The following is an 11830-nucleotide window of genomic DNA, read 5'->3' on the forward strand; positions in this document are numbered from 1 at the left end:
GGGTATCAGTCGAAGTGACGGACCGGGTGCGCAATGATGTTGGTGGAGAACGCCTCGCTCTCGCCGCGAGTGCGTCCTGGCCTCAACTCGAGGCCGCGCACTGTCGGCTCCCATAGCTCCGCGCAGATGGGAAAGGAGGTTCCCTGCGGCGTCCAGGCCCGTGTGAGTCGCGCGTAGGCACGCCCTTCCGCGAAATACATCTTCCCGGTGAGCACGGTGTTCGGGGGCAGCTTTCCCCACCGGCCCGAGAGGAGGATCGAGGTGTCGCCCTCTTGCACGGGAATCCATCGCCCATCTCCTTCGGTCAGGCGGATAGCGGTTCCCTTCCAGTTCAAGGGATTGCGGTATCTGAAGAGGTCGCCGAGCGTCTGGGTCATGGCCTCCATGGCTCCGGGTGGGCAGTCCTCGGGTCCGGGCGCCTTGGCGACCTGGGCTCCCGCGCAGGCAATGTTCGTCATGGCTGCGGCACCGACACACAGGTCGCGCAGCATCTTGGTGCCCGCCCTGGCCGGCTGCGGACTCTTCGGTGGAGTGGGGCTCTTCTTCTGCTGCTTCGCTTTCACGGGAGGCTCGTCCTCGGAGGGCGTCGCGCGGGAGGCGACGGCCGCGGGGGTTGACTCCGGAAGTAGTGGAGCCGCGGCCGACCCAGTTTCAGAGGACTCGGGGGCGCGCGCCATTTCGTGACCCACGGCACGGGCGGGTTTCACGTCTGGCTCCTCGCCAAATCCGTACACCGTTGCCACGGTGAGGCAGAGGCCCAGCGCTACGCCCAGCAGCTTCCATTGCCGCGCCAGGCTTCGCTTCGGGCGCTGTTGAGCCGTCGCGGCCTCGGCCTGCCCTCGTCGCACCCGCTTGGAATGGTGGCCCCCCTCCGCGAGCCTCACGGCGGGCGCGGGAGGTGTCTCCATCCGCGTGGGCAGGTCCGGCCTGCGGATGCGCCGCTGCGGTGCTTCACCCTCCCGGGCCGCAGGTGTCTCCTCCCACTCGAAGAGGCTCGCCTCCCACTGCGAGCGCTCTCCGAAGGCCGCCGCCGCCATCAGCGCGTCGTGGACCTCGGCGCCGTTCCGGTAGCGCTCCTTCGGGTCCTTCGCCAGCATGCGCATCAGCACGTTGCTCAGTGCCCGCGGCATCCGGCGGTTGACCTTCCGGGGCACGGGTGCTCGTTGGCAGGCGATCGCCACCGGCAGGAAATCCCCCAGCTCGGGCTTGAAGGGGTAGTGCCCCGTCGCCGCCCGGTACAGGCTCACCCCCAGCGCGTACAGGTCATCCGCGGCGCCCACCTTGTACGGCTCTCCGGCTTGCTTGCCCCGCTCCAGCCAGAAGCGCATCGCCTCGGGGCTGCGCAGGTGCGGAGTCCCCGGCGGCAGCGGCGCGGGCGTGAGTGGCTCGGCGCCTTCGTAGCTTCCGATGCCGAAGTCCACCAGCACCGGCTCTCCGTCCAACTCGCGGATGAGGATGTTCCCGGGCTTCACATCCCGGTGCACCACGCCCCGGGTGTGGAGCTCTCCCAGTGTCAGGGCCATCTTCGCTCCCGTCTCGGCGAACTGGAGGAACGCGGGATTGAGCGTCTCGGCCCACACGTCCAGGGAGAGGCCGCGCACCAGATCCATGACGTGCCAGGTGTGTCCCTCGACCGGATCCGGCCAGCGCCCATGGCCGTGGATGCGCACCACGTTGGGGTGGACGGCCTTGTCCATCAACAACACCACCTCTCGCTCGGCGCGTGCGTCTCCGGCGCGCAGGGCCAGCTTGAGGGCGAGGATGACCCCGGGGTGATGGATGTCCTCCACCTGGTAGGCGGCCCCGTAGCCCCCCACGCCCAACCGCTCCACCACGCGCCAGTGGCCCACCTGCGTGTCTGTGGGCAGGGCCTCGGGGCGGAGGGATCGGGTCTGGGCAGGTTCCATGTGGCGCCATCCTCCCGGGATGGCGGGTGACCTTGCAAGTCAGAAGGAGATACGCCCGGGGATGACCTACGAGGTCATGGGAGTGTCTCTGGACCCATGTTCTTGACATGCAACCCGCAGGTTGCATATTGGTAGAGGAGATGGACATGGATCTCGTGTTCAAGGCGCTCGCCGACAAGAGCCGCCGCCAGCTCTTGGATCTCCTGCACCAGGAGAATGGACGGACGCTCGGCGAGCTCTGCGGGCACCTGGACATGTCGCGTCAGGCGGTCACCAAGCACCTGGCCGTGCTCGAGGAGGCCAACCTCGTCGCCGTCGTGTGGCGGGGCCGAGAGAAGTTGCACTACCTCAATCCCGTGCCGCTGCATGACATCTACGAGCGGTGGATCGGGAAGTTCGAGCGGCAGCGCCTGCGCGCGCTGCACGAGCTCAGGAAAGGGCTGGAAGAAGATGACGACTCGTAAGCCGCAGTTCGTCTACGTCACGTACATCCAGACGACGCCAGAGAAGGTCTGGGCCGCCCTGCAGGACCCCGAGATGACGAAGCAGTATTGGGGCCTGCACAAGAACGTCTCCGACTGGAAGGTCGGCTCCCGGTGGACGCATCAGGACTATGAGACCAACGCGGTGCGCGTCACCGGCCAGGTGCTCGAGTCCGAGCCGCCGAAGAAGCTCGTCGTCTCCTGGGGAGCCCCCGAGGGCAGTCCCGGCGCGGTGGAGCCCCCGTCCAAGGTCACGTTCCTCATCGAGCCGTTCATGGGCACGGTGCGCCTGACGGTGTTGCACGACGAGCTCGTCGAGGGGGGCGTGACGATGAAGGGGATTACCCAGGGCTGGCCGGCGATCCTCTCGAGCCTCAAGTCGCTGCTCGAGACCGGGCAGCCGCTCGCCATGACGACGAAGCGCTGGGGCGGCTGATGCATTCCCTCTCCCTCTGGGAGAGGGTCAGGGTGAGGGTCTTCCTCATGAGGCGGTAACCGCAACGACGAGAGGCACGCAGGGACTACCCTCACCCCCCGCCCTCTCCCAGAGGGAGAGGGGGCATGCGGAACCCACGTGCTTGCTGGAGTTTTCCCTAGCGGCGGCGACGGGCCAGCGCGGTGAACGTGCCCAGGGCCAACAGCACCAGCGAGGCGTTACCCCCCGTGGCCGAGCACCCACTGCCCAGCAGGGCGAGGTCCGCACCCGTGACGCGGAAGGTCCGCGTGGCTGGCGTTTGATCCACGTTGCCCGCTGCATCACGGGCTCGCACCTCCAGAGTGTACTCCCCCTCGGCCAGCCCGTTGAAGGTGACAGGCGAGGGGCACGGGGTGAAGCCGGCACCATTCAGGTTGCACTCGTAGGTCACGCCCTGCTCCGTCGAGCTGAACTCGAAGGTCGCGTTCCGCTCCTGGGTGTAGCCCGACGGGCCGGAGACGATGCTGGTGTCGGGTACTCCGGTGTCCACGGTGAAGGTGTTGATCGCGCTCCTGAGACTGCGCACCGCCAGCACCTCCGCGGCGGCCTGCACCGTGTGCGTGCCGTCGGACAGGTCCGTGGTTGGGGTGAAGGAGTAGTTGCCGGTGGGCTCAGCCGTCACCCGGCCCAGCTCAACTCCATCGAGATAGATAATCACCACGGCGCCAGCCAGGGCCGTGCCCGTGATGGTCGGGCGGGGGTTATTGGTGATGCTGCCGTCGGGCGGCGTGATGATCGTGGGAGGCGTGGGCACGACGAAGCCGGTCGGGTACACGGTGGAGTTGCCAGTGCTGCCAGCCTGGGCTCCGTAGAAGGGATCGGAGTTGTCCTGCTGGTTGCCGGACGCGGAGCCGGTGATGAAGATGGGGCAAGTGCCTCCCGCGGACTGGAGCAGCACCTGCCCACCGCCGCCGCCACCTCCCGGGCCCACCCGGATGGCGTTCACGGCGCCACCGAGGCCGCCCGTGGCGGCGATCGAAGTGCAGTCGGCCGTTCTGGCGAAGCGCAGGTAGATGGCGCCACCCGCGCCACCACCACTGGCTCCATCCGAGGCCGCGCCGCCGCCCTGACCACCCGAGGCAGTGATGCCGCCCGTCCCCGTGAGTTGGCTGGCCCGGATGAAGATGGCGCCACCTCCACGCCCTCCCGGCGTGCCCGTAGCGTCGGAACCATGACCGGCCCCGCCGCCACCGCCGAACGTCAACTGGGTCAGCTGCGGGTAGGTGAGCGCTGCTCCTCCCAGTCCGCCCACGTCCCGGGTCGTTGCCTCGGCTGCGCGTCCTCCCTGTCCGCCCCCTCCACCATGGCCGCCGCCTCCACCGCCCGACTTGAAGCAGACGCCGCCTCCCGCCCCATTGGCCACGTTGCCGCGCCCCGTATGGGTGGTGCCGTAACGCGAATTGGCAACGCCCTCGCCCTTCTGCGCGCCCTTGGGGGCCGCCTCATCCAGCTCCAGGCAGCCGGGCAACGCAGCGAGGTCATTGACGTACTGGCCCCCGCGAAAGCCAAGGGCATTGGCATTGATCTGCCCGTTGTTGGTCACCAGTCCCGTGGCCAGGAACGCGACGATGCCGCCCGTGCTCCCGTCCCAGGCGGGGGCCAAGATGCTCCGGCCCGCGGCGATGGTGACGTTGGTGTACTCGGGCACCCGGATGACCTGGGTCACGTTCGCCGCGTACGCGCCGGCGAGCGGCGCCGTGAGTTCCAGCGTCGACGCCGTCACTGTCGCCACCCGCGCGAACTCCCAGCGTCCCACCGTGCTGCTGCTCAGGTCGACGGGCGCCTGCGCTCCCGAGGTGGGCGCCGGCACGAGGCCCGTCGTCTGGTTCACCAGCACCAGATCTCCGGCCGCGAAGCAGGTGGCATCTCCGGTACACGTCCCGATGGGGATGGAGGTACTTCCCGCTGCCAGCGAGGTCGTCACCTGGGCATAGCTGTTGATGACGGTATTGGGCCCCGCCACAGTGAGCGGCCCATTGTGCCCATCGCCGAGCCCGAACGTATCGGCTTCAGCGAGGGCCGCACTCGAGCCGAGGGCCAGCGCGCACAGCGTGGCCGCGAACCATGTCTTCAAGAATGGAGTCTTCATTCGCCCTCGGGGGTGACGATGGTGAACGCCACGCGGCGGTTGGCCGCGCGGCCCTTGGCGGTCTTGTTGGACAGGAGGGGCCGATCCGGCCCGAAGCCCTTCGCCTCCAGGCGCGAGGCCTCCACGCCCTTGCTCACGAGGTAGTCCTTCACCGACTGCGCCCGCGCCAGCGACAACCTGCGGTTGGCCTCCGCGTCGCCGATGTTATCGGAGTGGCCCTCGATGATGATCTTCTCTATCTGGGGTTGCTGCTGGATGACCTTGGCGAGCTGGTCCAGCATCTTGAAGGAGCGCTTCTGGATGACGGCCTTGCCGTAGGCGAAGAACACCGCCTGCTTGATCTCCAGCTTGTCCTTCTGGATGGCCACCAGCTGCTCCTGCTGCGGAGGGCAGCCCTGGTTGCTGGCCACGCCCTTCTCCTTGGGGCAGTTGTCCAGGTGGTCCGCCACGCTGTCGCCGTCCTCGTCCTTCGCCGGGCAGCCGCGCAACTCCACCAGGCCGGCTTCCGACGGGCAGGTGTCCCGGTCATCCACGACGCCGTCTCCATCCGTGTCCTTCACCGGGCAGCCCTGACGCGCCGCCGGGCCCGCCTCGCGGGGGCACTTGTCCGCGGCGTCCAGCACGCCATCCCCATCCCGGTCCTTGGTCGGGCAGCCCCCGTTCTCGGCCGCTCCCGCATCCTGGGGGCACTTGTCCACGGCATCCGTGACGCCATCCCCGTCCGAGTCCTTCCCCTTCACCTCGCCCGCGCAGCCCTGGTTCTCGGCGGGGCCCGCCTCGCGGGGGCACCGGTCCACGGAGTCCTCGAGGCCGTCCCCATCCGTGTCCTTCACCGGGCAGCCCTGGTTCGTGGCCGGACCCGCCTCCGTGGGGCACTTGTCCTGGTCGTTGCTCACACCGTCGCCGTCGTCATCCCGCGCCGTGAGGGTCTCCGGGGGCTCGGTGCCACCGAGGGCCACGCCGAGCAGCACGCGGAAGGAGGGCGTGCCCGGGGTATCTCCGAAGCCTGGGCCTCCCAGCGCATACGCCTCCCCGAGGCTCCCCAGCGGCAGCCGGAGGCCGGCCAGTAGCTCCAGCGACGCCGGCTGCTGCGTGAGTGGCACGGCGCCCCGCACGTTGAGCTCTCCACGCAACCCGCTGCCCGTGGTGGCGAGCACCGCGCCCAGACGCACCTCGGTTCCCACCTCGTCCTGGACGTTCTGGTCCGAGATGAGGGTGACGGTGGGCCGCACCAGCGCGCCCGCCTCTACGCCCGCGCGCAGAAAGCCGAAGCGCCGGCCCACCATCACCTTGGGCGAGAAGCGGAAGGTGTTGTCGCGCGCCAGCGCGTCCGCGCTCCCCACGGGAAGTCCCACGCCCAGCTCGACGGCCAGGTCCACCGGCGCCTCCCGCCGCTGCGAGAGCAGCCCCACCCGCGCGTACGCCGAGGGCGTGGACAGGCCCGTCGTCGCCGGAGCCGCCAGTCCACGGGCGCTCAGGTCATCTCCTTGCTGCCAGACGACGAAGGGCAGTTGGGCGCCCACCTCCAGCCAGCGCAGGGGAGCCCAGGCCGCCAGCAGGTGCGCTGTGGCCCGGTGCCCCACCAGCGCGCCCACCGGATTCCCATCCGCGTACAACACCAGTGGATCCTTCTCGTAATGCCCCATCAGCGAGAGGCGGAACCCTCCCGAGGGCAGCAGCTCGCCGGTCCCCATCACCAGCGAGCCCCGGCCGTTGGGGTTGAGCTCCAGACGTTCCAGCTCGAAGGTCGGCACGCCCGCGGGTTGGGCGATCGCGGCCGAGGCGAGCAACAGGGTTGCGACGGCGGATAGACGCACGTAACTCATGAACTCTCCGTATCAAGTTGTAGCCCGCAGGCAATGAAACGTCGCCAGCGCGGCCTCCGGACACGAAGGAGCCTGCTCAGAACTTCACGCCGAAATTCGAGCGCAGTTGCGTGTCGAACCGCGACACGGTGATGAGCGGAGCCGCGCGTCGTCGGTGAGGACGAAGCCCCGGCTGAAGTTGAAGCGTTTGTAGGCATCCAGCGGGGACGTTGCCTCTTCGAAGAGCGCCTGCACGTTGACGAGCTGTGCCGCCGCTTCCGGCGCTGTCAGCAAGCACCCCCACGAGCAACACGAGCAACCACATGCCGGGTGTCCGGCACCGCATACGGCGCGCTCGGCTGCTTGCCCAGGGGACGGAAGAATCCTCTCTTCCGTTGTTTATTTTGAGTTCAAACTAATTTAAGGGGTGAGGAGTGTGCCAGGGGGGGCGAGCCGTGTGGCGCCTCCCCGCGGAGCCCCGCGACGGCACCGCACCGGGAACCGATGATGCTCCGAAACCTCGTCCTCACGCTGCTGCTCCTGCTGGCCCCGTCCACCGGCTTCGCGCTCGGTCCCGCCGCTGATTCTGTTCTCAATCCGGGGCAGGGCTCGCCGTTGCAGGAGGCGCTGCCGCCCTTCCTCTCCGTGAGACCATTCGGGTTGCTGGAGCTGTGGCAGTGGCTGGGGCTCGTGCTGCTGGTGGTCGCGGCGGCGGTGGCGAGCCGGCTGCTGGAGAAGGTGGGCCTGCGTCTGGGCGCCAGTGCCGTGCGCCTGACGAGCTCCGGCTGGGATGACCAGATGTTCTCGGCCGGCAAGGGCCCGCTGCGATTCACCCTGCTGGCGATGATGGGCTCGCTGGGTTCTCGCGTGCTGCTGCTGCCCCCTCCGGCGCAGCACGGGGTGGACCTGGCCGCGCGCTCCCTGGCCATCGTGGCGGTGGCGTGGTTCGTCCTGCGCTTCGTCAAGCTGTCCGCCCACTTCCTCGAGCAGAAGGTGGTCCGCGACTCCGGCGCGGACGTGGGGCGGGTGAGGGGGCTGCGCACGCAGCTCGTGGTGATGAGGCGCATCATCGAGGCGGCCACCTATGTCCTGGCTGTCTCGCTGTTGCTGTTGCAGTTCGAGGCGGTGCGCAACGTGGGCGTGTCGCTGCTGGCCTCGGCCGGCATCGCGGGCCTCGTCCTCGGCCTGGCGGCGCAGAAGTCCATCTCCACGCTGCTGGCGGGCATCCAGCTCTCCATCACCCAGCCGGTGCGCATCGGCGACACCGTCATCGTGGAGAACGAGTGGGGGTGGATTGAAGAGATTACCCTCACGTATGTGGTGGTGAAGGTGTGGGACCTGCGGCGGCTGGTGGTGCCGATGACCCACTTCCTCGACAAGCCCTTCCAGAACTGGAGCAAGGTGTCGCCGGAGATTCTGGGCACGGTGGAGCTGTACGCGGACTACAAGACGGACGTGGCGGCGGTGCGCGTCGAGCTGGTGCGCATCCTCCACAACGAGGGCCGCGAGCTGTGGGACGGCAAAGCGCAGGGCGTGCAGGTGACGGCGTGCAGCGAGCGGGCGATGACGCTGCGTGCGCTGGTGAGCGCCGCGGACTCGGGCAAGGCGTGGGACCTGCGCTGCCTGGTGCGCGAGAAGCTCATCGCCTTCCTCCAGAAGCAGCCGCAGGGCCTGCCGGTTCTGCGCGCCGAGGCCAGTCTCCCCGCGGAGATGGTCGTGCCGCTCGCGAGCCCCGCGGGTCCGCTGTCCGCCGCGAAGCCTGGGGAGAACGTGGTGGTGCCGCACGGCACGAGAGCTGGATAGCGGAATGTCCATGAAGGCCTGGGCCGCGCATGCTCCCGCTCCCAGATGGAGAGGGGTATGAAGTGGAGACTGGCCCGTGCACGGGCGGAGGAGGGTGCTGCGTGTTCGAGCTCGAACAGGTGTCCAAGCGATTCGGCGGCACGCAGGCCCTGCACCCGCTGGACCTGAAGGTGCCCGAGGGGCGTACCACCGTTCTTCTCGGCCCGAGCGGTTGTGGCAAGTCCACACTCCTGCGCCTGATGAATGGACTGCTCCGGCCCGACACCGGCCGCGTTCTCTTCCGGGGACAGCCCCTGCGCGACGAGGAGCTGCTCACCGTTCGCCAGCGGATGGGCTATGCCCTTCAGGGTGGTGGGCTCTTCCCGCACCTCACCGCCGAGGGCAACACCACCCTCATGGCCCGCTATCTGAAGTGGCCCGCGGCGCGCGTCCAGGCCCGCCTGCGCGAGCTGGTGGAGCTGACCCGGTTTCCCTCGGATGCGCTCGGCCGCTACCCCGGCCAGCTCTCCGGGGGGCAGCGCCAGCGCGTCAGCCTCATGCGCGCCCTGATGCTCGACCCGGATGTGCTCCTGCTCGACGAGCCGCTCGGCGCGTTGGACCCCATGATTCGCTACGAGCTGCAGGGGGACCTGCGCGACATCTTCGCCCGGCTCGGCAAGACGGTGGTGCTCGTCACCCATGACCTGGGCGAGGGGGCCTTTCTCGGCGACCAGGTGGTGTTGATGCGCGAGGGCCGCATCGTCCAGCAGGGTCCGCTCGCCGAGCTGGAGCGCGCTCCGGCCGATCCCTTCGTCACCCGTTTCTTCCAGGCGCAGCGTCTGCCTTTCGAGGGCCGCCACGCATGAGGGCCCTCGCCGCCAGTGTGTTGCTCGTGCTCGCCGCGTGCTCCGGCGCCGCCGCGGATGACCCCACCGTGCGCGTGGGCTCGAAGAAGTTCACCGAGTCCGTCATCCTCGGGGACATGGTGACGCAGCTCGCGCGGAGCACCGGAGCACGGGTCGAGCACCGGCGTGAGCTCGGCGGCACCCAGGTGCTCTGGCAGGCGTTGAGGCGCGGGGAGATTGACGTCTATCCCGAGTACACCGGCACCCTGCGTCAGGAGATCTTCGCCGGCCGCGCGCTGCCGGATGATGAGTCGCTGCGCCAGGCGCTCGCCGCCGAGGGGCTGCGGATGAGCGCGCCCCTGGGATTCAATGACACCTATGCACTGGGGATGAAGGAGGCGGAGGCCGAGCGGCTGGGCATCCGGACCCTCTCGGACCTGCGCGAGCACCCGGAGCTGCGTTTCGGCTTCAGCAACGAGTTCATGGACCGGGGCGACGGCTGGCCCTCGCTGCGCGCTCGCTACGCGTTGCCTCAGCGAGACGTGCGCGGGCTCGACCATGACCTGGCCTACCGGGGCCTGGAGAGTGGCGCCATCCAGGTGACGGACCTGTACTCCACGGATGCGGAGATTGCGTACTACGGCCTGCGCGTCCTCGAGGACGATCTGCGGCACTTCCCCGCGTACGACGCGGTGCTGCTCTACCGCGAGGACCTGGCGAGGCGAGCCCCGGAGGTGGTGGAGGCGTTCGGGCGGCTGGAGGGGCGCATCTCCGAAGCGGAGATGGTGGAGCTCAACGCACAGGCGAAGCTCCAGCGGGTGCCCGAGCGACAAGTGGCCGCCACGTTCCTGGAGCGCGAGCTGGGACTGGTGGTGACGGTGCGCGGAGACAGTGTGCTCGCGAGCCTGTGGCGTCACACGCGCGAGCACCTGTTCCTCGTGGGCCTGTCGCTGCTGGCGGCCATTGCGGTGGCGGTGCCTCTGGGGGTGCTGGTGGCGCGCAGGCCGAGGCTGGGGCAGGGAGTGCTCGCGCTGGCGGGCATCATCCAGACGGTGCCCTCGCTGGCGCTGCTGGTGTTCATGATTCCGCTGCTGGGCATTGGCGCGAGGCCCGCCATCGTGGCGCTGTTCCTCTACAGCTTGCTGCCCATCCTCCGGAACACCGCGGCCGGGCTCTCCGGGATTCCTCCCGAGGTGCGCGAGTCCGCCGAGGCCCTTGGACTGCCGCCCGGTGCGCGCCTGCGGCTGGTGGAACTGCCCATGGCCGCGCCGTCCATCCTCGCCGGCATCCAGACCTCTGCCGTCATCAACGTGGGCACCGCCACGCTGGGGGCGCTGATCGGCGCCGGGGGTTACGGACAGCCCATCCTCACGGGCATCCGGCTGGATGACACCGCGCTCATCCTCCAGGGGGCTGTACCCGCCGCCGTGCTCGCATTGCTCGTCAGCGGCCTGTTCGAGCTCATCGAGCGACTCGTGGTGCCCCGGGGGTTGCGGCTCTAGGGTCACTGGCTCGGGCGCGGACTCGAGCAACTGGTCCGATGGTCGGACCAGTTGGTGAATCGCGCGCCCGGGAGGCCGCCGGTTCAGACGGCGCGCCGGGACCGCTGCCGCCGGGCCGCCATCACCGCCAGCACCAGCACGAGCAGCGGCACTCCCAGCACCACGGGCCACAGCCAGAGCGGCGGCCCGGCCTGTACCACCGCGCGCAGCTCCGTGCCCTTGCTGGCAGCGTCCGTCAGGTCGACCAGGTTGTACTTCCACTCCGCCGTGTCCTTCTTCTCGTTGAGTGTGCCGTTCGTCTCCGAAATGGCCTGACCGTGCACTCGCACGATGTAGAAGTGGTTGCCCAGCAGCGCCCGGGCCATCTGCATCCCGAAGTCCTGGGCCGCCTTCCCCACGGGATCCTTCGCGCCGTTCGAGGAACCGGGTTCGTTCTTCGGCTCCCCGAAGCTCTGCACGAAGAGGTACTCCCCGAAGCCCTTGCGTTCGATGTGGAACCCCACGTTCGCCTTGCCCTGCTTCGCGGTGGCGCTCTGCTCCATCGCCCGTTTCTGCAGCTCGCCCAGCCGGGTGGCGTCCTTCACCGTCAGGTCGTACACGAGGTGCTGCTGCCCGTTCTCCTCGTACTCCCGGAGCTCGAACTTCGTCACGTCCGGGTCCTTCTTCAGCTCGGCCTCGGTGGCCCGAGCGTCCGCGCGCAGCTGCTCGAGTGGATCTTTCCCCTGTGACCGCGCGAGGTCGAGGAAGGACTTCGGCAGGCCCACGTCCAGCACCACACGCCCCGAGCCGTCCGGGAGAAGCCAGATCTCCTGGAGGAGATCAACGCAGCCGGTGAGCGTGAGCAGCATCAAGGGTGCGAGCAGCCACCGCAGGCGCAGCGGCGGACGAACAGTCGGTGAGGTCATGGCGACCCTTATTCAGTCACACTCCGAAGACGGATGCT

At 68.9% G+C, this 11830-nt stretch carries 9 protein-coding genes; 5 read left to right on the top strand and 4 right to left on the bottom strand.

Annotated elements, in window-relative coordinates; translation table 11 throughout:
- Window positions 1-5 precede the first annotated feature (5 nt).
- Complete coding sequence (locus tag OV287_RS04540; RefSeq protein ID WP_267532739.1) at window positions 6-1907, bottom strand: serine/threonine protein kinase; 1902 nt, start codon at window positions 1905-1907, stop codon at window positions 6-8.
- A 146-nt stretch (window positions 1908-2053) separates the two neighbouring features.
- On the opposite strand from OV287_RS04540, the gene OV287_RS04545 reads away from it, so the two are divergent.
- A complete protein-coding gene (locus tag OV287_RS04545) occupies window positions 2054-2371 on the top strand; it encodes an ArsR/SmtB family transcription factor (RefSeq protein ID WP_267532740.1) in 318 nt (105 codons plus the stop codon).
- The gene (locus tag OV287_RS04550; protein ID WP_267532741.1) at window positions 2358-2825 is read left to right on the top strand and encodes an SRPBCC family protein; all 468 of its coding nucleotides are present in this window, start codon (window positions 2358-2360) and stop codon (window positions 2823-2825) included. Before OV287_RS04545 ends, OV287_RS04550 begins: the two co-directional genes overlap by 14 nt.
- 157 nt (window positions 2826-2982) lie before the next feature.
- On the opposite strand, the gene agmC is transcribed toward OV287_RS04550, so the two are convergent.
- Together agmC and OV287_RS04560 are read right to left on the bottom strand one after the other, a co-directional pair.
- The gene (gene agmC / locus OV287_RS04555; protein ID WP_267532742.1) at window positions 2983-4953 is read right to left on the bottom strand and encodes an adventurous gliding motility protein AgmC; all 1971 of its coding nucleotides are present in this window, start codon (window positions 4951-4953) and stop codon (window positions 2983-2985) included.
- The gene (locus OV287_RS04560; protein ID WP_267532743.1) at window positions 4950-6779 is read right to left on the bottom strand and encodes a thrombospondin type 3 repeat-containing protein; all 1830 of its coding nucleotides are present in this window, start codon (window positions 6777-6779) and stop codon (window positions 4950-4952) included. Before OV287_RS04560 ends, agmC begins: the two co-directional genes overlap by 4 nt.
- Before the next feature lie 483 nt (window positions 6780-7262).
- Between OV287_RS04560 and OV287_RS04565 the strand changes: the two genes are divergently transcribed.
- From OV287_RS04565 to OV287_RS04575, 3 genes are all read left to right on the top strand, one after another.
- Window positions 7263-8561, top strand: coding sequence for a mechanosensitive ion channel family protein (locus OV287_RS04565; RefSeq protein ID WP_267532744.1), 1299 nt, complete (start codon window positions 7263-7265; stop codon window positions 8559-8561).
- Window positions 8562-8662: 101 nt separating this feature from the next.
- The gene (locus tag OV287_RS04570) at window positions 8663-9406 is read left to right on the top strand and encodes an ATP-binding cassette domain-containing protein (protein WP_267532745.1); all 744 of its coding nucleotides are present in this window, start codon (window positions 8663-8665) and stop codon (window positions 9404-9406) included.
- Window positions 9403-10887 (top strand): ABC transporter permease/substrate-binding protein, encoded by a 1485-nt coding sequence (locus OV287_RS04575; RefSeq protein WP_267532746.1) that lies wholly within the window; start codon window positions 9403-9405, stop codon window positions 10885-10887. Before OV287_RS04570 ends, OV287_RS04575 begins: the two co-directional genes overlap by 4 nt.
- A gap of 83 nt (window positions 10888-10970) precedes the next feature.
- Here OV287_RS04575 and OV287_RS04580 read toward each other — a convergent pair whose 3' ends face one another.
- On the bottom strand, window positions 10971-11792 hold the full coding sequence (locus OV287_RS04580; protein WP_267532747.1) for a hypothetical protein: 822 nt from the start codon (window positions 11790-11792) through the stop codon (window positions 10971-10973).
- Window positions 11793-11830: the final 38 nt, after the last annotated feature.

The sequence above is a fragment of the Archangium lansingense genome, from assembly GCF_026626635.1.
GTDB lineage: Bacteria > Myxococcota > Myxococcia > Myxococcales > Myxococcaceae > Archangium > Archangium lansingense.